The organism is Compostibacter hankyongensis (assembly GCF_039541075.1).
GTDB classification, from domain to species: domain Bacteria; phylum Bacteroidota; class Bacteroidia; order Chitinophagales; family Chitinophagaceae; genus Compostibacter; species Compostibacter hankyongensis.
Map to the genome: position 1 here is coordinate 139,043 of NZ_BAABFN010000007.1, position 23,942 is coordinate 162,984.

The following is a 23,942-nucleotide window of genomic DNA, read 5'->3' on the forward strand; positions in this document are numbered from 1 at the left end:
TGAAGGGTGAAAGGCGAAAGGTGAAAGGCGAAAGGCGAAAGGTAAAGGGTGAAAGGCAGTTTAAAGTTTGAGGTCCAAAGTCTACGGTTTATCTGCCTGGAACGAAACTTTAGACCGTTGAACCGGAAATTGGAAACGCGCAGCGTTCATCGAGACCTTTAAAATCATAGTGCGCGAGATAAACTTCAAACCAGAAACATTCCTTGTCATGATATTCAACCGCACAAAAAAAGAAAAGAAAACGGCAGGCCGCCGGAAGAAGTCGCCGTTGCGCGAGTGGACGGAGGCGCTGGTGTTTGCGCTTCTCGTGGCCGGCCCTATCCGCATCTTCGGCTTCGGGCTTTATCATATCCCTTCCGCCTCCATGGAGCATACCCTGATGACGGGCGATTACATCTTTGTGGACAAATGGAGCTACGGGGCCCGCATTCCGATGACACCGCTGAGCGTTCCTTTTGTACAGAACAGCATCTTTGGCCTGCGCTCCTTTTCCACGCTGATCAGCCTGCCCTACCTCCGTACGCCGGCTGCCGGCGAGATCCGTCGAAACGACGTGGTGGTGTTTAACTTTCCTGCGGGCGATACGGTCATCGACCGGCCCGAATACGGTTCGGAGATCACTTACTACCAGGTCATGCGCGAGCTGGGAAGGGAGGAGACCTGGAAGAAATTCGGACAGGATATTGTCGTGCGGCCGGTAGATAAGGAGGAGAACTTTGTAAAACGCTGTGTGGGCCTGCCGGGCGATACCCTCCAGCTGACCGATAATAACCTGTATATCAACGGACGTTTGTCGGCGCTGCCTGCTGAAGCGGAAGGAAATTACCGGGTGCAGACCAACGGTACGCCCTTTAACGGCGAACGGTTGAAAGAGCTGGGCATTGCCACGCCCGGGCAGTATGCTGCGGATACCTATGTTTTCAGCCTGACGCCCGGGCAGCTGAAGACCCTGCGGTCATTCACAAATGTGGTGGACATCAGCCGTATGGAAAGGGCGTCCTCGGGAGAGCTTTTTCCGCACGACCCGCAGCATTTTTCCTGGAGCAACGGTAACTACGGCCCGGTCTATATCCCCAGGAAAGGAGCGACGGTCCGGCTGGACTCCGCCAGTGTTTCGCTGTACAAAAGGATCATCACCACCTACGAAGGCAATAAGCTGACCGTATCGGGCAACCGTATCCTGATCAACGGAAAGGAAACCGATCATTATACCTTCCGGAAAAACTATTACTGGATGATGGGGGATAACCGGGACAACTCCCTGGATTCCCGCTACTGGGGCTTTGTGCCGGAAGATCATATCGTGGGCAAACCGCGTTTTGTCTATTTCAGCAAAGGAGATGACGGCATCCGCTGGAATCATCTTTTCAGCGGAATAAATTAGAGGTGAAAGGTAAAAGGTGAAAGGTGAAGGGTGAGGGGTGAAAGGCATTTTAAGTTTAATGTTCAAAGCCTAAAGTCCAAAGTTTCATCCCGGGCAGATCAACTTTAGACGTTAAACTTTAGACCTTGAACCTCAAACCGGAAATCAGAAACCGGAAACCAGAAACTTCAAATGGAACAAGTCCGCCATTCTTTTGAATATACTACCTATCCCGACATCGCTGCGCTGCCGGAAGCGGACCGTATGCTGCTGCTGCAGGCGCAGCAGGCCATTGCGCAGGCTTATGCCCCGTATTCGCGGTTTCGCGTGGGAGCGGCGGTCCTGCTGTCAAACGGAGAAGTGGTGACCGGCGCCAACCAGGAGAATGCAGCTTCCCCGGCGGGCCTCTGCGCCGAGCGTGTTGCCCTGGCTGCCGTCTCCGCAAGCTACCCCGGCACTGCCGTGGATACCCTCGCCATCAGCTACGATCCCGAGGCGGGCAAAAGCGACCATCCCGTTTCGCCCTGCGGCATCTGCCGGCAGACCCTGCTGGAATATGAAGGCCGGCTGCAGCATCCCATCCGGGTGGTTATGGGCGGCAAAACGGGCCCTGTATGGGTCATCCCTTCCGCTTCCCTGCTGCTGCCCTTTGCTTTCTCGGCGGCCATGCTCGGCTGATCCCGTCAATTCGTAAGCCATACGTTCACGCTGCGCTGCAGGATGCCGAAGGCGATCTCGGCCATCCGGTTCTCCTTGTCCAGCGTAGGATTTACCTCCGTGATCTCAAAGCAGCAGACCTTACGGTGCCGCATAAACCGGGCCATCAGCTCTCCCGCTTCCTGCTCGTGCAAGCCGTTGCTGACGGGTGTGCCGGTGCCCTTCGAGATAGCGGCATCCAGGCTGTCCACGTCAAAGGAAATATAAACGGCATCGCAGCCGTCGAGATAATCCAATACGGACTGCGCCACCGCTTCCGCGCCTTGCTTCCGTATCTCGGCGGTCGTGATCACCTTCATATGGTATTTCCGGATCAGGTGCTCCTCTTCCTTTTCGTAGTCGCGCAGCGAGATAAAGACCACATCTTCCGGAGACACCTTGGGGCGGATATTACCCGTGTTTTTAAGCTGTTCCCATTGTCTTGCCGTGTTTTCGTCTATGGCATGGACCTGGCATTCGCGGTTGTCTTCCCCGAGGGCGGTCGCCAGGGGCATGCCATGCAGGTTACCGGAAGGCGTGGTGTAAGGGGTATGCAGGTCCGCATGCGCATCTATCCAGATCAGCCCGAGCCTGGCGGCGGGGCGGGCCATCCGGATGCCGGCGATAGTGGCTCCTGCGCTGGCATGATCACCCGAAAGCACAACGGGGAAGCCGCCTTCCTGCAGCGCGCTGCACACGCTTTTGCTGACCCGGTCATACAGATCCACCATGCCTTTGATGCGTTTGGCATAGGGCGATGCCACCGGTTCGAAAAGCAGCCGGTTTTCCGTTTCCACTTCTTCAACCGGAAAGCGGTCAAAGAAATTGCTCATGAAATCGAGAGAGGCGATCCGGATGGCGTCCATGCCCAGGCTGGCGCCCCGCGTGCCCGCGCCGATCTCCGACTTTACCCCGATTAGCCTGATCTTTTTCATGCCCGGCAAACCTAACGGTTTTTTACACACCGCCAAAATACCCGCTATGAAGGATTTCAGAGGGCTGTAAAATATTTAAAAAAGACGCGCGTCCTGTTGTTTTTCTCTAAATAAAACCCACCGGACAGGAAGGCCGTTTAAATTAATCCAGCCCCTTTTTCCGCGCACCGAATTATCAGTAGGTTTGTCGCATTGGCTTTAATCGATAAGTTATGCAAATCCAGTTCAGCGAAGAACAACTGATGATCCGGGATGCAGCCCGGTCTTTTGCCCGGCAGGAGTTGCTGCCCGGCGTTATCGAGCGCGACGAGAAACAGTATTTCCCGGAGGAGCTGATAAAAAAAATGGGTGAGCTGGGCTTTCTGGGTCTCATGGTAAGTCCCGATTACGGAGGAGCGGGGATGGATACGGTATCTTACGTGCTGGCCATGGAAGAGATTGCTGCAGTGGATGCTTCGGCCGCCGTTTGCATGAGCGTCAACAACTCCCTCGTATGCCGGGGGCTGGAGCAGACCGGCACCGGAATGCAGAAACAACGCTACCTGCTTCCGCTGGCGCGGGGGGAAATGCTGGGGGCTTTTCTGCTCAGTGAGCCGGAAGCCGGCTCCGATGCGGCGGCACAGCAGACCACCGCCGTCGATCAGGGTGATCATTACCTGCTGAACGGCGCCAAGAACTGGATCACCAACGGCAGCTCCGCTTCGGTGTATATCGTCATGGCGCAGTCCCGCCCGGAGCAGGGAACTCATGGCATAAATGCCTTTATCGTCGAAAAAAGCTGGCCCGGCGTGACCGTAGGGCTCAAGGAGAACAAGATGGGCATCCGGGGCAGCGATACGCACAGCATCCTGTTTGAAGACGTGAAGATACCGAAGGAAAACCGCCTCGGGGAAGAAGGATCCGGTTTCGGATATGCCATGCAGTGTCTCAACGCGGGGCGTATAGGCATTGCCGCACAGGCCCTCGGCATTGCCGCGGGGGCGTATGAACGTTCCCTCCGCTATGCCGGCGAGCGACAGACCTTTGGCAAGCCTATCGGCATGCATCAGGCCATACAGTTCAAGCTGGCGGACATGGCCACCCGCATAGAAGCCGCCCGCCTGCTGTGTCTGAAGGCCGCCGCGGATAAGGACCTGGGGCGTGACTATACGCTGAGCAGCTCCATGGCCAAGCTCTATGCCTCGGATACCGCCATGTGGGTCACCACCGAAGCGGTACAGATACACGGCGGCTACGGCTATGTAAAAGCCTATCATGTAGAACGCATGATGCGGGATGCCAAGATCACGCAGATCTACGAAGGCACCAGCGAGGTGCAGCGCATGATCATCAGCCGTTCCGTGCTGGAAAGCGCCGGCTGAGCCCGCATCCGCCACCGGCCTGCTCTTTTCCGTCAGGCGGAAGAACAGTATCTTTGCGTTTTTGTCCTCAACGCAATATGTCAGTAAACATCCCCGCTTACCGGGAACTTTGTACGGTAGCCGCCGCTTACGGCGCAAAGCTGGCGGCGGTATCCAAGACAAAGCCGGCATCCGATATCCTTGCCCTCTATGAAGCCGGACAACGGATCTTTGCCGAGAACTATGTCCAGGAGCTGACCGCCAAATATGCCGCCCTGCCCAGGGATATCCGCTGGCATTCTATCGGGCACCTGCAGACCAACAAGGTGAAATACATCGCTCCCTTTGTATCTGTGATACAGGGTGTGGACAGCCTGCGGCTGCTGCATGCGATAAACCGGGAAGCCGGGAAGAATGGCCGCCGTATCGACTGCCTGCTACAGATTCATATTGCTACCGAAACCACCAAGTTCGGTCTCGATGAGCAGGAGCTGGACCAGGTGGCGGAAACGGTAACCGCTGCGCCGGAAGATTTCCGGCATATACGGCTGACCGGGTTGATGGGCATGGCCTCGTTTACGCCGGATCAGCAACAGGTGGCCGCGGAATTTGGGAAATTGAAGACGCTCTTCGGAAAGGTCCGCGACCGGTATGGTATGGACCCCGAAGTATTCTGCGAGTTGTCTATGGGCATGAGCGCAGACTACCGCCTGGCGCTGGAAGCGGGCAGCACCCTCATACGTGTCGGCAGCCTCCTGTTCGGGGAGCGGAACAGGCCTTAACGGGAAGGAAAGGGATAAAAAAGGGCCGGATAACCGGCCCGGCTGGCAAAAAATATGTATGCAATTAAGCGAGTTTTACATTTACTGCATTTAATCCTTTTTTGCCTTGAACGACATCAAATACGACCTGGTCGTTTTCGCGGATTTTGTCAATTAATCCCGTAACGTGTACGAAGATTTCCTGACCATCTTCAGTTTTGATGAAACCAAATCCTTTGGCTTCATTGAAGAATTTTACGGTGCCTTTTTTCATTGATAAATAATTAATAACAAATAATAAATTGCTGTCTGCAAGATACGTTTTTTACATAGATATGAAAAATTTTTTTATGATAAATTAAAAGCTGTTCTTCCACATCATACTTTCCACGGGCCGGACCGTGCGGGTCGTGTATTTGGCGTTCCCTTTGGTATGGTAAAACGTGGCTACCTCGCCTTCCACCATGAAGTAGATCAGCTGCCCGATGGGCATCCCCGGGTATATCCGGACCGGCTGGGCGCAGGATATCTCCAGCGTCCAGGTATTGCAAAAACCCACATCGCCCTTCCCGGCGGTGGCATGGATGTCTATACCCAGGCGGCCGGTAGACGACTTTCCTTCGAGAAAGGGTACATGGGCATGCGTTTCGGTATACTCAAGCGTCACCCCGAGGTAGAGGACGTCCGGCTGCAGCAGGAAGCCCGTCTCCGGTATCTCGAAATGCTCTATCTCGTTGTGTTTGCGGGCATCCAGCACCCTGTCCTTGTATACGGCCAGGTATTTGCTCAGGTGCACGTCATAGGAGTTTGTGCCCAGATATTTCCGGTCGAACGGATCTATTACAATAGTGCCTTTCTCTATTTCCTCGAGGATGCGGGTGTCGGATAAAATCATGCTCCGTGTGCGTTTTACTTTATATTTTTGGGTGGAAAATTATGCCCTTAATCCGAGCTATACAAATTGATGCGGACACAAAGATAGGAATTTGGCGCATCGCGGAAGCAGCTGACTATTTTAACCAGGTCATACCGCCTGAAACGCCGGTACAGCATCCCCGGAAACGGCTGCAGCACCTGGCTGCCCGCCACCTCCTCACCGTACTGGCCCCCGGCTTTCCCGTTCATGATATCCGCCTGGGCAATGCCGGAAAACCTTATCTTCCCGGGCATGCCTTTCATTTTTCGCTTTCCCACAGCGGGGACATGGCCGCTGCCATCGTCAGCACCGGCCACCGCGCGGGTATCGATCTCGAGCATATCGACGACCGGGCATGGCGGGTAAGACACCGCTTCCTCAATGCGGCGGAGCTGGAAGCCTGTCCCGGGGACCACGGCCGGGCTTACCTGACCCTGTGCTGGTGCGCCAAGGAAGCGGTATACAAATGGCACGGGGACGGCGGCATCAGCTTCCGCGAGCACATCCGTCTGCGTCCTTTTATGCCCGGGCCCGCCGGACAGATCAGCGGTTACCTCGAGCAGGGCGCGTCGTCCTGCCCCTTTCGTCTGCATTACCTGCTGGAAGATACCTTTGCGCTGGCCTGGACGATGACGCCCTGATACCGCCCGGCAGGTTCGGGAATAATTTCGTATATTTATCAGAACACCAATGCAGCCATTGCCATGGATACCCGTTACTGCCTGGAATGCGGCGCCAGGATAAAGGGACGATCAGACAAGAAGTATTGCAATGACCAGTGCCGCAACAGCTACAACAACCGGCAGAAAGGAGATGCCAATGCATTCGTGCGGAGGGTAAACCATATCCTCCGGCGTAACCGCAGTATCCTGGAGACTCTTATTCCCCCGGATACCGGGAAGATACGGCTTGCCCAGTCCCAGCTGGTCGACAAAGGGTTCAACTTCTCCTATTATACCCATATCTACAAAACACGCAACCGTCATACCTATTACTTCTGCTACGAGTACGGCTATATGCTGCTCGAAGACGATTACTATATGCTGGTCAAAAGAGAAAGCCGGCCTCAGGATGCCGTGCTGAGCTAAAACAGCAGGACAGGACAGGATGGTTCGGCTTCCGGGGCGCCGTACTTTGGCATCCGTCGAAGACAGGTATTTCCTGCTGTCGGACAGCAGGTTGCCGCTCTTTGCCGCTATAAACCCGATAAATGATGAAGGGAAAACTATCCGTCTTCTTTCTTGTGGCTATACTGTTTTGTTCACGGGAACTTTTCTCGCAGTCCCATACCTCGTATTACCGCGATCTGTATCCGGATACCTGGGTGGCGACCGACGCCCTGGGGCGGACCATGCCCGGCGAACAGGAAGCGGGCCCTCCGAAGAAAGATCACCGCCGCGTAGTCGGTATGTTTTATATCACCTGGCACAGCGATCAACTGGCGAAGCTGAAAAGTCCCTATGCGGGGGATGTCACCAAAGTGCTGGCGGCCGATCCCGGCGCACGGCTGGATGCAAAGCACCCCCTCTGGAAGGAAGGCTCTTATCACTGGGGAGAACCCGAGGCCGGATATTTTCTCAGCAAGGACGAATACGTGGTCCGGAAAGATATGTCCATGCTCAGCGATGCCGGCGTGGATGTCCTGATCATGGATGTCACCAATGCCGTGCGTTACTGGAGCGAGTGGGATGTTATCTTCGGAGTGATGGAGAAGATGAAGGCGGAAGGCAACAAGGTGCCGCAGTTTTGTTTCTGGGCCTTTAACGGACCGGTGATCAGCGTGGTGCAGGACCTCTATGACAAAATCTATAAAACAGGAAAGTACAGGGACCTCTGGTTCTACTGGGACGGCAAGCCCCTGCTGCTGTATAACGGCATGCCCAGCGTGGACGCCAACGGGGGAGGCGTAAAAAATCCCAACCCGCATTACGACAGCACTGCGCGGACCGACACCCGCAATCCCCATTACGGCGATCCGGAATATACACAGCCGTTTTACCACGACTATACGCACGCGGTAAAAGACTTTTTTACCCTCCGGACCATGTGGTGGGGCTATTACAAATGGGGCGGAAAACGTTTTGTGGGCACCGAGGATAACTGGAGCTTCGGCTACGACATGGGCAATGAAAATGTGAAGATCATGTCCCCGGAGGAACTGGTTTCCCGGCATAACGGCAAAAAAGAGGAAGCTGCCGTAACGCCGGGGCAGCATGCATCGAGCATGATCGGAAAATCCTGGACCCGGGAGAAAGGAGAGCCTCCGCTGAACCGGTACGATCTTCCGGATTCGGCCTATGTGCCCTGGCTGGGAAAAACCGTTCGTCACCCGGAAGGATATGGCATCTATTTCCAGCAGCGCTGGGATGAAGCCCTGAAGGTTGATCCGCAGTTTCTGTATATCAACGACTGGAACGAGTGGACGGCGGGAAAATACCAGCCGGGCGAAGGGAAGACCACGTCGTTTATGGGAAGGAAGAGCCCTTACTTCTTCGTGGATCAGTACAACGCCGAGTTCAACCGTGCCATTCAGCCGATGAAGGGCGGGTATACGGATAATTATTACATGCAGATGGCGGAGAACATCCGGCGTTATAAAGGCGCCCGGCCCATACCGGTGCTGAAAGGCTGGTCTTCGTTGAAGATCGACGGGGATTTCTCCGACTGGAAGAAGGTAGCCGTGGAGTATCGCGATACCCGGGGAGACGTTTTTCACCGGGATTATAACGGATACGGCGGCCTGCATTATACCAACAACTCAGGACGCAACGATATCGTGACCTGCAAGGTGGCTGTCGACCGGGACAAGGTGTACTTCTATGCAGCCACGGACTCGGCGCTTACCCCGCATACGGGTAATAACTGGATGCTGCTGTTGATCGATGCGGACCGGAACCCTGCCACCGGCTGGCATGGCTACGATTTTCTGATCAACCGGAAGATAGTGGATGGAGGTACCACAACATTGATGCGGTATGATCCGGATAGGGGCGGGGATCCCTGGAAGACGATAGCCAGGCTGGATTACCGCTACCGCGGCAATGCCCTGGAGCTGGCTGTTCCGCAGAAGCTGCTGGGTCTGAAAGGCAATGCGTTGAGCTTTGATTTCCACTGGTGCGACAATCCCGCCGACCTTAAGGACCCGATCTCGCTTTGTATCGACGGGGACAGCGCCCCCAACCGCCGGTTCAATTACCGCTGCATCTGGAAGAAATAACCGGCGCGGCCGTGAAAGACGGCAGGCAGTACAGCACAGGATAGTAAAGCAGGGGTTATCGTCTATTTTTATCGCCGGGGCTGCTTCAGCGGCGGCGTCCGGTCATCCTTTATACCCAAAAACAGGTTGAGCATGAAATTCGGAATAAACACCTTTTTGTTCAGCTCCCCCTTTACCAATGGGGACATCGGCTATTTCTCCCGCTTTAAGTCCTGGGGATTTGATACCGTGGAAATCGCGCTGGAAAATCTTACCGATATCGATGCCCATACGGTAGCGAAAGCCCTGTCGGACGACGGGCTCAGCTGCGCTTCCCTCTGCGCCGCAATGGGACCGGGCCGCGACCTGCGGGGTACGCCCGCCGAGCAGCAAACCGCGCTGGATTATCTTAAAGGGCTGCTGGATATTATGCCCGAGCTGGGCTGCAAGGTGCTGGCCGGCCCCCTGTATTCGGTGGTGGGAAGAGCGGAAGCCACACCGCCTGAAGACTATAAACGGCAATGGGAAACGGTGGCCGGGCACCTCCTCACGCTGGCAGAACATGCGGAAAAGGCAGGCCTGCTGCTGGCGATAGAGCCCCTGAACCGTTATGAAACGGATTTTATCAACACCGGAGCCCAGGCGCTGCGTATGATCCGGGAAGTGGACAGTAAGGCCCTTACGGTGCACCTCGATACCTTCCATATGAATATCGAGGAAAAGCATCCTGCGGAAACGATCCTTGAAGCGGGTGCCCGGCTGGGACATTTTCATGCTTCGGGAAGCGACCGGGGAGCGCCGGGTAACGATCATACAGACTGGCAAGCCATAGCGAAGGCCCTGCAGCAGGTGAATTATACCGGCCCCGTAGTCATCGAGTCATTTACCCCCGATGTAAAGGTCATTGCCCGCGCCGCCTCCATCTGGCGGGAAATAGAACCTTCGCAGGAAGCGCTGGCCACACAAGGATTGAAATTTCTCCGGTCCTGTTTTCCGGGATAAAGCCGATCATGCTAAACAATATATCATGAACTGTCCTCTTGACGGCCCTGTCCGCCGGGTATTATGGCTCGTATTTGCACTGACGGGCATGACCGCCTGCCGGCAGGTCCGTAAAAAGACGTCGCCGGATGAACACCGTTACCGGAAAGTGGTGCTGGCGGAGGGACTGACCAATCCCATAGGGCTGGACTTTGATACCGCCAACAGGATCTATATTGCCGAGATGTCCGGCGACCTCCTCATCTTTGATCAGCGGACAGCGCAGCTGAAGCATGCAGGTTTCCTACCCACATACGACGGCGGGGAGTTTGGCATTACCGGCATGCGGCTGGATCCGCATTTTGAAAAGAACGGGTTTATCTACCTGCATTATTTTAAAAAAGATACGGCCCGCATGGAATGCATATCGCGGTTTACCATGCAGGACGATTCCCTGGACCCGGCCACGGAAAAAAGATATCTCGAATTCCGGCATGATAACACCTGTTGCCATACCGCCGGCGGCATGGCTTTTGACCGCGACGGCAACCTGTATGTGGCTACGGGCGATAATTCCGACGCTTTCTTTACGCATTACGCGCTGACCGACGACCGTCCCGGGCATGTCTTCAACGACGCCCTCCGCTCCGCCGGCAATACCAACGATTACCGGGGCAAGATACTCCGTATCCACCCCGAGCCGGACGGCAGCTACACCATTCCCAGGGGCAACCTTTTTCCGCCGGGGACGGACAGCACGCGTCCGGAGATCTATGTAATGGGAAACCGGAATCCTTATCGCATCACCATCGATCCGCAAACCAATTACCTGTACTGGGGAGAAGTGGGGCCGGATGCCGACAAAGACAGCACGCGGGGCTCGCGGGGATATGATGAGTTCAACTGCGCAAAGAAGGCGGGTTATTTCGGATGGCCCCTGTTCATCGGCAACAACCGTCCCTATAACCGGGTTTATTTTGAGGACGGCGAACGTATCGGCGCCCCGTTTGATACCGCAAATCCGGTGAACTTCTCCCGGAATAATACCGGTCTGTATCACTTGCCGCCCCCGCAGCCTGCAGTGATCTGGTATCCCTACGATTCCTCCGATGTATTTCCCTCCTTCGGCACCGGGGGGCGTACCGCCATCGGGGGACCCATCTATCACTACGATCCGGACCTGGATTCAAAGGTGAAGTTTCCGGCCTATTTTGATCATTGCTGGTTTATCGCCGACTGGATGCGCAACTGGATCAAGGTGGCTCACCTGGATGATCATGGCACGCGGGGCGACATCGAAGATTTTATGCCCCATACGCTTTTCAAAAAGCCCATCTTCATGCAGTTTGGCCGCGACGGAGCGCTCTACCTGCTGGAATTCGGCTCTGCCTGGAGGGATAATACCGATACCAAGCTGGTCAGGATAGAATATATTTCGGGTAACCGTCCGCCGGTGGCCCGCATGCAGCCGGACCAGGCCTTCGGGAAGGCGCCGCTCACCGTTCATTTTTCCGCGGACAGTTCGGTAGATTATGATGGCGATGCCCTGGAGTATACCTGGCAGAACAGCGCAGACAGTATACTGGGCAAGGGAGCGCATGCCGCCGTCACCTTTGCGCAGCCTGGAAAATACCCGGTTAAGCTGGTGGTGAAGGATGCTAACGGCGCCACCGCCCGCAGGGATACACTGATACAGGTGGGGAACGCCATGCCGGAAGTAACGATAGACGTGCCCAACCGCTCCTTTTACCGCGATACGATCCGTTATGCAGTGCGTGTAGCGGATGCGGAGGACGGGATGCTGGGGAAGGGCATCAGCGCCGCCGATGTGCATACCACCCTGCGCTACCTGCCCCCCGGCAGCAGCCTGAGCCTGAACGGGGCTGCCGTGCATTCCCCGGGCGAAGTGCTGATGAATGAAAGCGACTGCAAAAGCTGTCATCAGATGAACCGCAAATCGGTCGGTCCGAGCTTTGAGGAAGTGGCGGCGAAATACGGCGGGAAAGCATCGGAGATACCGCGGCTGGCGGAGAAGATACTGAAAGGCGGAAGCGGGGTCTGGGGCAGCAGCAGCATGAGCCCGCACCCGCAGCTGAATATGGACCAGACCACCGAGATCGTGAAATATATTTATTCCCTCGCTGCAGGAAAAGGCGCTGTGCAGGAGGTCTCCCCGCAGGGCGCTGTGTCTGCCGGCGATGCCGCCGGAAAGAACGGGGGACATTATATCCTGCAGGCCTCCTATACGGACAAGGGCGGCGCTCCGATCGGTCCGCTGACGCAGCAGAGCACGGTCGTCCTGCGCAGCCCTCTGATCGCAGCAAAGGATTTTGACCGGATATATGATTCCAAGGTTGCCGGCGACGCCCTCGCCGGTATCCATAATTCACATGCCATGATCCGGCAGGTAGACTTTACCGGCATACGCCGCATCGTCCTTTCGGCCAGGGGGAGCGGCGGCATAGCCGTCCGCCTCGATTCGGTGAATGGCCGGCAGATCGGTGCAATACATTTTGAAGGCCACCCGGAACCGCTCTTCCCGGTGAGCCTGCCTCCGCTGAAGGGTGTGCACGATGTGTATCTTGTATTTGTCAACCCGCAAAACCGCTTTACCGGCATTTCGCTGAAATGGGTAAGGTTTGATGACAATGCGGAGCGCCCGCTTTAACAGAGAAAGTCTTTATGAATTTTAAAAGTGACGTTATTACAATGAGATCATTTCCCCGGAAAGGATCAGCCGTTTCTGCGCTGAAGACGATGTTGATGATGGCCTGTTTGTCTGCGGGACCGGTGGCGGGTCATGCACAGGTCCATGACGTATTGCTGCCCCTGCCCGCCGCGGCTGTCCACCTGAACGGGTATCTGCAAAATGATATCGAAAATTCGTTGCTGCACTGGAACAAAGGCGTAGTGCCTTATGCCGGCTTCGTGGAGACATTCCGGAAGGGGCGGGACTTCTTTGCCCAGGGAGAGATGTGGGGAAAGGCCGTTCGCTCCGGTTGTATGCTGTACCGGTATACGCAGGACCCTGAGCTCAAAAAAATGCTGCAGGCCACCGTGAATGACCTGATCAGCACACGCCGTCCCAATGGCAGCATCAGCGCGTCGGTAGTTTCCAAGCAACCGGATGGTCCCGGCGGCGATCTTTGGGAAAGGAAGTATGTACTGCTGGGGCTGGAAGGCTATTATTCGCTGGTGGACAAAGACCCGCGCGTGCTCCGGGCCATGATCGGCGAGGCGGATGCCACCCTGGCGCAAATCGGCCCTGCTCCCAAGGTCAGCATTACAGATCAGGGCTGGAGTCCGAACCATATCGAGTCCAGCACCATCCTGGAACCCATCATGCGCCTGTATAAGATCACCGGCTATAAGCGTTACCTGGATTTTGCACAGTATATCGTCAACACCGGTGGCGCAAAAGGATATAACATCATAGCGGCGGCGTATGAAAACAAAGACCCTTATAAGATGGGCGGCCCCTATCCCAAAGCCTACGAGATGATGTCCCTTTTTGAAGGCGTAGTGGAGTATTACCGGACCACGGGTAATGAGCGCTGGAAGCAGGCGGTCATGAACCTGTATCAAAAGATCAGGACCGAAGAGATCACGTTGATCGGCAACGGCGGCGGCGACCAGCCCTATCATCCTGCGGTGATGGGCGAAGCCTGGGATAATACCGCAAAGGAACAGACGAACCCGGATATCAAGCGAATGATGGAAACCTGTGTGGGCGTTACCTGGATGAAGCTTTGCAGTCAGATTCTGCGGCTGACCGGTGATCCTTCCGCGGCGGATGAGATCGAAAAGTATGTATACAACGGCCTGATCGGCGCTATGAAGCCCGAGGGCGACGGCTTCAGCTATGTCAACCTGCTGAACGGCGTCAAGACCAATACCCACGGCTGGGGCGGCAAGGTGAACGGGGTGGATGTCACCTGCTGTAATCTCAACGGTCCCATGGGATTGGCCTATATCCCTTATGTGGCGGTCATGAATTCCGCCCAAGGCCCTGTGGTGAATCTCTACAATGCCGGCACGGCCGAAGCCGCCGCTCCGGGTGGTAAAAAGGTCAGGCTGGACCTCGTCACCGACTTCCCGCATTCGGGTAAGGTAGTGATAAATGTGACGCCGGAATCAGCCGGTCAGTTTGGTATCAGGCTGCGTATCCCTGCCTGGAGCAAAGAGACCGTGCTGAAAGTAAACGGCAGGAAGCAAAAGGTCAATCCCGGCACTTATCAAAACATCACACGCGTATGGTCACCCGGAGACAAGATCGAGCTTACACTGGATATGCGTTGCCGTTTGATAGACGCCCCGCACGGCAGCAACCGGGCGGGTGATAATTACCAGGCGCTCGTCAGCGGTCCCATTGTGCTGGCAAGGGATGAAAATACAGATCCGGATTTTAACCAGCCTGTTCATATTCTTTCAAAAGGCGGTTATGTGAAGGTGATGCCGGTGACGCCTACGCTCTCCGGCACCCGGCTGCAATTCCGCGTACCTACCGCCAACGGCTATATTCAGATGGTAGATTATGCTTCCGTAAACAGCTGGTCCGGCAAGCGGGTATGTACCTGGCTGCCGAAAGCAAAATAATCGTAAAAGATATCCGGTATTTGTATGATGCGGACATGCCGCCGGGTAATGCTTATTCTTAATCCGAACCCTTACCTATGATGAAATTGTTTACGGGCGTCACGCTCCTCCTTACGGCTATGCTGCTGTTTTTCCAAGCGGGGTCTGCGCAGAACCTGGCCGGCACCGATGCGCTGGGCCGCACGCTGTTGCAGCATGATTCGGTCGGCGATGCCCGGCCGGACAGGAAGGTGGCTGTTTTTTATTTTCTCTGGCAGGACAAAGCCCCGCGGAAGTACTGGGACCTCAGTAAGATCGTCTCCGCTCATCCCGAAGTGCTCAATGATTTTGATAACCCTTACTGGGGCGGCGGCGGAATGTATTACTGGGGCGAGCCCATCTATGGCTATTACAAAGCTGATGATTACTGGGTACAGCTCAGAAGCATACAGCTGCTTACGGACGCCGGCGTGGACCTGCTGGTGATCGACGCCACCAACACGCTTACCTATCCCCGGCAGGCGGATGTGCTGATGCGTGCCATGGACGCCGTTCGGACTCAGGGCCGCAAGCCGCCGAAGATCGCCTTTTATACCAATACCGCTTCCGGCAAGACGATGCAGAAGGCCTATAACGAATTTTACAAAGCCGGCGCTCCCTACCGGCATCCGGATTGCTGGTTTTACCTGGACGGCAAACCGCTGATTATCGGCATATCCAAGGAAGCAGCCGGGAAGGACTATGCCTCCTTTTTTACCTTCCGCGAATCGCAATGGCCGAACGAGCCGCAGAAGCAGAACGGCTGGCCCTGGATCGAATTTACCCGTCCCCAGAAAGTGTATTACAACAGCAGGGGTGAAAAAGAGATCGTAAACGTATCCGTTTCGCAGCACCCCAATGTGGAAGCGGGAATGGGCGGAGCCGCCTTCTACGGCAACCGGGATAACTGGGGGCGCAGCTACCACAACGGCTCGCACGGCAACCCGGCCAGGGACCTGCCGTATGGATATAACATCCAGGAGCAATGGGATTTTGCCATAAAGCAGCAGACCCCTTTCATCTATGTCACCGGCTGGAATGAATGGATCGCCGGAAAATTTTCCAGTCATGACGGCAACCCGGAACATTCCTGGTTCTGCGATCAGGCCAGCCCGGAATACAGCCGGGATATCGAACCTTCCCTCACCGCCGGGCTGAAGGACAATTATTACATGCAGCTGGTGAACAATATCCGGCGGTATAAAGGTCTGCCGCCCAATCCGTCCCTCAGCGCCCCCGTTACGATCCGGAACTTCGGCGACTGGGAGAAGGTGACGCCCGCTTACCACGATTATACCGGCGACACACAGCCGCGCCATCATGCCGGTACGCCGGTGGAACCTGCCGTTATGTATACCAACACCACCGGCCGGAACGATCTTGCGCTGATGAAGATAGCGCGGGACGACAAAGACATTTATTGCTATGCCCGCACCGTGTCGGAGATCACTTCCCCTGCCGGAAGTAACTGGATGCGGCTGTACCTGGATACAGACCGGAAAGCCGGCACCGGCTGGAAGGGATACGACTACCGGGTAACAGGTGGAAAGATACTCGAACGGTATACCGGCGGACGCTGGAAAAAAACGGGGACGGTGCGGTACCGCGTCCGCGGCCGCGAGATGATGATCATCCTTCCCAGAAAGGCGATAGGACTCTCTGCCGGACCGGTCAATTTTGAGTTCAAATGGTCGGACAACATGCAGGACGACAACGACCCGCTGGACTGGTATATAAACGGGGATGCGGCGCCCGGCGGAAGATTTAATTATATCGCCGCCGGGTCGTGATCGCACCCCCCTGTCCCGGAGAAAAAAGCTGTCCACCCTTTGGTATGGCGGATATCCGTAATGAAATTCCCTTGTCATCCCTTCAATTGGTTAAGATATGTTTAAAGACAACGATCTCCCTGTTTCCCGTTTCCGTAAGGCGGCGACGGCGCTTTGCTTCCTGTTGTGCTGTCCGGTCCTGCTCTTTTCGCAGACACCGGAAAACTACAGCGCCAACCTGCCGGCCACCGACGCGCTGGGCAGAAAGCTGCCGGGGTATAAGGAGGCGGGCCCTCCGCGTAAAGACAAATTTGTAGGACTCTTTTACTGGACCTGGCATACCCGTCCGGGCAGACAAAACCCGCCCTACGACGTGTCCCGCATACTGGCCGAAAAACCCGAAGCCATCCGGGATTATAACGATCCCATCTGGCCGAAGACCAGCTCCCCCTTCTTCTGGGGCGAGCCTTTGTTTGGCTATTACCTGGACACCGATCACTGGGTATTGCGGAAGCATGCGGAGATGCTGGCCGATGCCGGCGTGGATGTCATCATCTTCGACTGTACCAACGGAGATATCACCTGGAAGGAATCCTATATGGAGCTGTGCAAAGTATTTAGCGAAGCCCGTAAGGACGGCATCCGTACCCCGCAGATCGCCTTTATGATGGGACTTTTCGGACAACCGGAAAGCCTGAAGGCCATGGAGAAGCTGTACCGGGATCTCTATAAGCCCGGGTTGTACAAAGACCTCTGGTTTTACTGGAAAGGGAAACCGCTAATCATGGCTTATCCCGAGTTGCTGAAACCGGTCCCCGGCGATGAAGCCGCCACGCAGCTGCACCGCGACATCCGCAACTTCTTTACGTTTCGCCCCGGGCAGCCGGCGTACAACAAGGGGCCGCAGCGCGCAGACGACTGGGGCTGGCTGGAGATTTACCCGCAGCACGGCTATGTGAAAAATCCGGGCGGCGGCTTTGAGCAGGTGACGGTAGGCGTGGCCCAGAACTGGTCGGCCGAACGGGGACTTACGGCCATGAATGCCCCGGGCGCCTTCGGGAGAAGCTATACCCATGCGCACGGAGAAATACGTACCCCCGGCGCCGTTAATCACGGCTATAACTTTCAGGAGCAATGGGAGCGGGCCCTGCAGCTGGATCCCGAGTTTATCTTTATCACCGGCTGGAACGAGTGGATTGCCGGCCGGTACAAAATGTGGCAGCAGCAGGCGAATGCCTTCCCGGATGAGTTTAACGAAGGATTCAGCCGCGATGTGGAACCGATGAAAGGCGGACACGGCGATGATTATTACTACCAGATGGTGGCCAATATCCGCCGCTTCAAAGGCGTGCCGCCCGAACCTTCCGCTTCCTCCCCGCAGACGATCGCGATAGACGGCAACTTTGCGGAATGGGAGAAGGTAAGACCGGAGTACCGCGCTCATAAAGGCAATACGCTTCACCGCAACAGCGCGGGGTGGAAAGGATACCATTATTCCAATACAACGGGCCGCAACGATATTGTGGGCGCCCGGGTAGCGCGCGACCGGGATTTCCTCTATTTCTATGTGGAGACGGCCGGCGCCTTAACGCCTGCTACGGACCCCGCATGGATGCGGCTTTTTATAGATACGGACCGCAACAAAAAGACCGGCTGGGAAGGATATGATTATGTGGTCAACCGGCGCAGTCCCGGCAGGAAGGCCTATGTGGAAAAGAGCGGGGCTGGCGGAAGCTGGTCTGCCGCCGGCGAGGTTGATTTTGCGGTAAAAGGAAATAAGCTGGAACTGAAGGTCCCCAAAAAAATGCTGGGTATTACCGGGGCCGTCGACATCGAATTCAAGTGGTCGGATAATATGCAGCGGCCTGACATCATGGACTTTTGGGTAAACGGAGATGCGGCGCCCGCCGGCAGGTTTAATTATCATTTTGCCGCGGAGTAAGATCTGCCGATGGAACAATCTTTTTGCTGCCGGGCAGCACAGTACAGGATGGACGTACCACGGGGATGTATAATTTTACCCTTCCTATCCGTAACCTAAAAGGTTCCCTGGCTTTTGCCTGTTTCAGAAACGAGAACAATTATGTCGCTGACAGAAAACTGATCATCAAGATTCCGTTCATTTAAAAATTGTGCCTTTTTATGACACACACTTTACGACCTATAAGGTGGTATGGAGCAATACTGCTGTTTCTTGGCGCCATACCCCTCAACCTCCGGGCCCATGCTTTTTCTGATCCCGGGGACAGGGCGGCCGCGATATCCGGCGTATGGTCTTCCCCGTTAGGCGCCCTGCCTTATCCTGTTGCCGGAAAGATAATGCCGGAAGATCCTGTGCCGGTGAAGGGTATAGTAAAGGACAAAACCGGCAGTCCCCTGGCCGGCGTAACGATACAGGTAAAAGGAAAATCCGTCGGCGTGGTGACCGATCCGGATGGGAAGTTTGCGCTGGCTGCGGAACCGGAAGACTCCCTCGTGATCTCCTACATCGGATATGAAACCCAGGTGCTCCGTGTCGGCAAGACCTCCGACCTGGCCATCACCCTGGATGCGCTGAGCGGCAGCCTCAACGAAGTAGTGGTGGTGGCGTACGGGCAGCAGAAGAAGGTGACGGTCACCGGTGCGGTATCTTCCGTAAATACCGATCAGCTCCGGCAGAGCTCTTCGGCCAGTCTCGCCAATGCACTGGCGGGGAGATTGTCCGGTCTTACTTCCATACAGTCGGCAGGCGGACAGCCCGGTCGCGACGACGCCACCATGTATCTCCGCGGCGCCGCCACCACCAACGGTACCGCGCCGCTGATCCTGATCGACGGGGTGCCGCGGGACAATATCCGGACGCTGGATCCCAATGAAGTGGCTTCCGTTTCCGTACTGAAAGACGCTTCGGCCACGGCGGTATTTGGCGTCCGCGGGGCCAACGGGGTGATCCTCATCACTACCAAACGCGGCTCTGCCGGAAAGACCCAGCTGAACATCAATGTAGAGCAGAGCTTCTCTTCCTTTACCCGTGAACCCGAACGGCTGCATTCCCTTGAATATATGAAGCTGAGAAACGAAGCGGCGGCCAACGACGGCATCGCCGAACCGCCGTTCAGCCAGGAAGTGATGGACCGCTATGCGAACCCCCTGGCCGGCCTGGATCCTTCGGACCCGGATTATGCCCAGCAGGCCGCGCTCCGGAAATACATGTACCCGGATCACGATTATTACCGCGAATATATTGCTCGTTATTCTCCGCAGACGCGGGTTAACCTGGGCGCCAGCGGGGGTACCGCCAAGGTAGCCTATTTTGTAAACGCCGTTTACCTGCACCAGGGCGGCAACCTGAAAACCGAACCCGAATCGAACCTGGGCTATGATCCCTCGTCCTGGATGGACCGTTATAATTTCAGGGCCAACCTGGACTATAACATCAGCAGCTCTTTTAAAGCCTTTCTGAATATCGGCAGCTATATCGAAAAAGTGAACATGCCCGCTGCATGGCTGTATGGCGACGATACCAACTGGATGATGCGGGATCTGCTCTACCAGGCGCAGACCATCCTGCCGATCACGCCCGGTCCGACCACCCTGCCGGGTTACGGCATTGAAGCGGGGCAGATCGTGGATCCGGGCTATCTGGACCGTTCGGCCTTCGAGATCATGAACCGGATGGGCTACCGGAATGAGGTACGATCCAACCTCAATACTTCGCTGGGGATGGAATGGGATCTCGGTAATACGGTGACCAAGGGGCTGAGCCTAAAAGGAATGATCTCCTATGATTCCAAGGCCACTACCGCCACCCAGGGCAGGAAATCCGAAAGACTTTATCTGGCCAATGTCGATCCGGCAACCAACACCCTGAATTACGCGGTAAAGCGGGCCGACGAAGACCTGCTGGCCCTGGTGAAAGGCGCCGATTCCCGTTATAACATCAACCTGCAGGCTTCGCTCAACTATAACCGCTCTTTTGGAAAACATGACGTGGGCGGAATGCTGCTGGCGCAGCGCGATAACTGGGAATCTACCGGAGGGGAGTTGCCGTTTAATGTGGTCGGGCTGGCTTCCCGCTTTACCTATGCCTATGACAATCGTTATCTGGCCGAAGTGGATATGGGGTATAACGGTTCCGAGCAGTTTGCCCCCAGCCGCCGGTTCGGGTTTTTTCCCGCCGTATCCGCCGGCTGGGTGATCAGCAACGAGGCCTTTCTGAAAGGCAACCGGACGCTGACCAACCTGAAGCTGAGGGCCTCCTACGGGAAGGTGGGCAATGATATTCTGGGCGCAACAAGGGAGACGAGCCCGCGCTTCCTTTATCAGAGCGATATTACCCTTGGCGTTCCCGCTCCCTTTTCCAGTCTGGGATTGGGTCAGTATGTTAATATGGGACTCTTAGGCAATCCCGATATCACCTGGGAGCTTTCCGAAAAGCAGAATTACGGTATCGATATCGGGCTTTTCTCCGACCTGAGCCTCTCGTTCGACTACTATCTGGAGCACCGTACCGATATCCTCATCACCCGGGGCACCGTACCGGAATTCCAGGGGGTGCCGCTGGGCAATATTCCCAAGGTCAATATGGGACGGGTGAAAAACCAGGGTTATGAGATCGAGCTGACCTATAACAAGACCATCTCCAAGGACCTGGCCATAACCGTGCGGGGCAACTATGGCTACAACCATAACATCGTGGAATTTGTGGACGAGCCGCAGCGGGATGAGACCTATGCCTACCGGTACCGGACCACCGGCTTCCCCATCGGGCAGGCCTGGGGGTATAAGATCGATTACAGCAACGGGAACGGCTACTTCAACACGCAGCAGGAGCTGGATGACTACCTGTCCCATACCACCTACAGCTTCGGGGCTCCACGGCTGGGCGACTTTAAGTACGTGGACCTGAATAAAGACGGCGTGATCGACGACAAGGACCAGGCGCCGATCAAATACTCGAGCATCCCCGGCATCATCTATGGTCTTTCTTTTTCTGTGCAGTACAAAGGGTTCAGCCTGACACCTTTCTTCCAGGGCGTAGGCCGTTATTCCACCAACTATGCGGATCAGGGGGTATATGAAAACATCAAGAACGGCACCTACTTCAGCTACCAGAAAAACGCCTGGACCCAGGAACGGTATGAAAACCATGAAAAGATCACCTACCCGGCCCTGAGCACGCATACGACGACCAATCACCGGGCCAACGATTTCTTTATCATGGACCGTTCGTTTATCCGGCTGAAGGATATCGAGCTGGCCTATACGCTTCCCGCCGGCGTCCTGAAGAAATACGGGGTACAGCAGATCCGGTTTTACATCAGCGGACAGAACCTTTTTACCTGGGATAAGCTGCGGATGAACCACCTGGATCCGGAGAACAGCGACCCTATCGGTTATCCCGTGACCAAGATGACCAATTTCGGGGTCAACATCACCTTATAATTTTCAAACTGATCAACCATGAAAAGAGGATATATTACCTTATTGGTCCTTATAGCGCTGGGCCTGCTGGGCTCCTGTAAAAAGGCCCTGGATATGGCGCCTGACGGTAAGCTGACGCTGGACCAGGTCTTTGCAGATAACGATAAGGTGAGTGCGTTTCTGAACACCTGCTATACCAATATTCCCGATAAAGGGGTAAGGTATTATTTCTGGTGCCGGGGGCCGGTGGAATGGAGCGACGAGGCCTGGGATACCGATGCGGAAGCCGAACCCTCGCTGATGTCCGGCCGTATGTACAACGGGGATGCTTCCGCAGGGAACCACCCCGCCACCAATATAAGCGCCGACGCCGGGAACGGGGATTACTGGGCCCGGTACTGGAACGCCATCCGCAACTGCACCTATTTCCTCAGCCGGATTGATGAGGCCACGGTGAACAGCGAAAGCGACCGCAGCCGCTGGAAGGCGGAAGCGCATCTGCTAAGGGCCTACTACTATTCCGAGCTGCTGAAATGGTTTGGGGCCGTGCTGCCCATAGAACGTGAACCCTATAATTTTACGGATGATTTTTCCGGAGAAAAGAAAGCCACCTATTATGAAGTGGTACAGTTCATCACGGAAGACTGCGATTCAGCCCTGGCCAGTCCCGATTTGCCCTGGAGGATAACCGTGGCGAATGAAGGCGGTCGCGTGACAAAGGCCCTGGCCGAAGCCATTAAGTCGAAGATGATCCTGTTCGCAGCCAGCCCGCTGAACAATGCGGGTAAGGATCTCTGGGAAGAGGCCTACCAGGTGAACAAGACCTCCCTGGCCAACTTGCGGAGCCACGGATATGCCCTGTACAACAAGGTGAACTTCCCGCAGACCTATCTTTCGGATATTGCCTTTATCGGGCCGGACAAGAACCAATATGCCGCCCTGTATAATGAATACTTCACGCAGTCCATGCAATATTCTTCCAACCCGGTGGATAAGGAGACCATCTTCCAGAGCCGGGGTGGTCAGGGGAATATATGGGATATCGACGGTATCGGCGCGCAGGACGGCTACAAATCCGGCACCTGTCCCTCGCAGGAGCTGGTGGACGCCTATGAAACGATCGACGGGCAGCCGATTCTCGACCTGAAAAAGCCTTATCTGGACGATAAGCATCTGCAGCCGAATTACAATCCCAAGAACACCCTGTACGATCCGCAAGATCCTTATGCCAACCGTGATCCGCGTTTCTATGCCTCCATCTATTACAACGGCTCCAAACGGAAATGCCTCTGGGGATTTGCGGAAGTGCCCGAGTCGCATGAGAACTATCCCGCCGGCATCGGCAACCGGACCCGTATCATCGCTACGTATGTGGGAGAGCCGCAGACCGGCATTGACGCCAGCACGCGGAAGGCTACCCGTACCGGCTATTATGAACGAAAGTTCCTGCATCCCAATTCCGGCAACGACAACCCGGTAGCCGGAGCCTACTGGAAATATTTCCGCCTCGGAGAAGTGATCCTGGATTTTGCGGAGGCGGCTGCCGAAGCCGGCCATCTGGCCGAAGCCGCCGCAGCGGTTAACGAGATCAGGGAAAGGGCAGGCATGCCGGATCTGCCCACGGGTCTCGCCCAGGATGAGCTGATCCTGCGGGTCCATCATGAGCGCAGGGTGGAGCTGGCCATGGAGGAGAACCGGTACTTCGATGTGCGGCGCTGGTCCAAGCCGGGCGAGGACCTTGCAGCGACGGATCGCTGGATCACCGGGGCGGAGATCAAACGCAATGCCGACGGAAGCTATACTTATGGCCGCCGGGTGGTCCGCTCCACCGAACGGAAATGTTATACCAGCAAGTTCCTCTGGCTGCCCATACCGCTCAACGAGGCCAACCGCATGATGTCCATTACCGGGGAGAACTGGCAAAATCCCGGATGGTGATCGATACAACTATTCATGACTGATAATGAT

The 23,942-nt window shown here is 55.7% G+C and carries 16 protein-coding genes and 1 pseudogene; 14 read left to right on the forward strand and 3 right to left on the reverse strand.

What is annotated here, in order from left to right; all coding sequences use genetic code 11:
• Positions 1 to 208 precede the first annotated feature (208 nt).
• Both lepB and ABD851_RS14030 read left to right on the forward strand, forming a co-directional pair.
• Positions 209 to 1,384 carry a signal peptidase I gene (lepB, locus tag ABD851_RS14025; RefSeq protein ID WP_344980350.1) on the forward strand — a complete coding sequence of 392 codons (1,176 nt, stop codon included), beginning with the start codon at positions 209 to 211 and terminating at the stop codon, positions 1,382 to 1,384.
• A gap of 168 nt (positions 1,385 to 1,552) precedes the next feature.
• Positions 1,553 to 2,041 (forward strand): annotated as a pseudogene (locus ABD851_RS14030) (cytidine deaminase); the annotation flags it as partial.
• A 5-nt stretch (positions 2,042 to 2,046) separates the two neighbouring features.
• Here the strand turns inward: ABD851_RS14030 and ABD851_RS14035 are convergent.
• A complete protein-coding gene (locus ABD851_RS14035) occupies positions 2,047 to 2,994 on the reverse strand; it encodes an arginase (RefSeq protein ID WP_344980422.1) in 948 nt (315 codons plus the stop codon).
• 212 nt (positions 2,995 to 3,206) lie between these two features.
• Here ABD851_RS14035 and ABD851_RS14040 point away from each other — a divergent pair, with 212 nt between their 5' ends.
• Together ABD851_RS14040 and ABD851_RS14045 are read left to right on the forward strand one after the other, a co-directional pair.
• Complete coding sequence (locus ABD851_RS14040; protein ID WP_344980352.1) at positions 3,207 to 4,355, forward strand: acyl-CoA dehydrogenase family protein; 1,149 nt, start codon at positions 3,207 to 3,209, stop codon at positions 4,353 to 4,355.
• Positions 4,356 to 4,432: 77 nt separating this feature from the next.
• Entirely contained in the window at positions 4,433 to 5,116 is a 684-nt protein-coding gene (locus ABD851_RS14045; protein WP_344980354.1) for a YggS family pyridoxal phosphate-dependent enzyme, read from the forward strand.
• Between the two features lie 64 nt (positions 5,117 to 5,180).
• On the opposite strand, the gene ABD851_RS14050 is transcribed toward ABD851_RS14045, so the two are convergent.
• The gene (locus ABD851_RS14050; protein WP_344980356.1) at positions 5,181 to 5,369 is read right to left on the reverse strand and encodes a cold-shock protein; all 189 of its coding nucleotides are present in this window, start codon (positions 5,367 to 5,369) and stop codon (positions 5,181 to 5,183) included.
• Positions 5,370 to 5,453: 84 nt separating this feature from the next.
• Entirely contained in the window at positions 5,454 to 5,990 is a 537-nt protein-coding gene (dcd, locus tag ABD851_RS14055; protein ID WP_344980358.1) for a dCTP deaminase, read from the reverse strand.
• A 41-nt stretch (positions 5,991 to 6,031) separates the two neighbouring features.
• Here dcd and ABD851_RS14060 point away from each other — a divergent pair, with 41 nt between their 5' ends.
• The 10 genes from ABD851_RS14060 (at position 6,032) to ABD851_RS14105 (ending at position 23,912) form a co-directional block, all read left to right on the forward strand.
• Positions 6,032 to 6,652: a 4'-phosphopantetheinyl transferase family protein gene (locus ABD851_RS14060; protein WP_344980360.1), complete on the forward strand. Its 621-nt coding sequence runs from the start codon at positions 6,032 to 6,034 to the stop codon at positions 6,650 to 6,652.
• 63 nt (positions 6,653 to 6,715) lie between these two features.
• The gene (locus tag ABD851_RS14065) at positions 6,716 to 7,099 is read left to right on the forward strand and encodes a hypothetical protein (RefSeq protein WP_344980362.1); all 384 of its coding nucleotides are present in this window, start codon (positions 6,716 to 6,718) and stop codon (positions 7,097 to 7,099) included.
• Positions 7,100 to 7,224: 125 nt separating this feature from the next.
• A complete protein-coding gene (locus tag ABD851_RS14070) occupies positions 7,225 to 9,228 on the forward strand; it encodes a hypothetical protein (RefSeq protein ID WP_344980364.1) in 2,004 nt (667 codons plus the stop codon).
• Positions 9,229 to 9,360: 132 nt separating this feature from the next.
• Positions 9,361 to 10,209 (forward strand): sugar phosphate isomerase/epimerase family protein, encoded by an 849-nt coding sequence (locus tag ABD851_RS14075; protein ID WP_344980366.1) that lies wholly within the window; start codon positions 9,361 to 9,363, stop codon positions 10,207 to 10,209.
• 25 nt (positions 10,210 to 10,234) lie between these two features.
• Positions 10,235 to 12,856, forward strand: a complete 2,622-nt coding sequence (locus ABD851_RS14080) for a PQQ-dependent sugar dehydrogenase (RefSeq protein WP_344980367.1) — start codon at positions 10,235 to 10,237, stop codon at positions 12,854 to 12,856.
• Between the two features lie 41 nt (positions 12,857 to 12,897).
• The gene (locus tag ABD851_RS14085; RefSeq protein WP_344980368.1) at positions 12,898 to 14,784 is read left to right on the forward strand and encodes a beta-L-arabinofuranosidase domain-containing protein; all 1,887 of its coding nucleotides are present in this window, start codon (positions 12,898 to 12,900) and stop codon (positions 14,782 to 14,784) included.
• 77 nt (positions 14,785 to 14,861) lie between these two features.
• A complete protein-coding gene (locus tag ABD851_RS14090) occupies positions 14,862 to 16,592 on the forward strand; it encodes a hypothetical protein (protein WP_344980370.1) in 1,731 nt (576 codons plus the stop codon).
• A 97-nt stretch (positions 16,593 to 16,689) separates the two neighbouring features.
• Complete coding sequence (locus ABD851_RS14095) at positions 16,690 to 18,513, forward strand: glycoside hydrolase family 71/99 protein (RefSeq protein WP_344980371.1); 1,824 nt, start codon at positions 16,690 to 16,692, stop codon at positions 18,511 to 18,513.
• A gap of 200 nt (positions 18,514 to 18,713) precedes the next feature.
• Positions 18,714 to 21,995, forward strand: a complete 3,282-nt coding sequence (locus ABD851_RS14100; protein ID WP_344980372.1) for a SusC/RagA family TonB-linked outer membrane protein — start codon at positions 18,714 to 18,716, stop codon at positions 21,993 to 21,995.
• A gap of 18 nt (positions 21,996 to 22,013) precedes the next feature.
• Positions 22,014 to 23,912, forward strand: a complete 1,899-nt coding sequence (locus ABD851_RS14105) for a RagB/SusD family nutrient uptake outer membrane protein (RefSeq protein WP_344980373.1) — start codon at positions 22,014 to 22,016, stop codon at positions 23,910 to 23,912.
• The last annotated feature ends 30 nt before the right edge of the window (positions 23,913 to 23,942 follow it).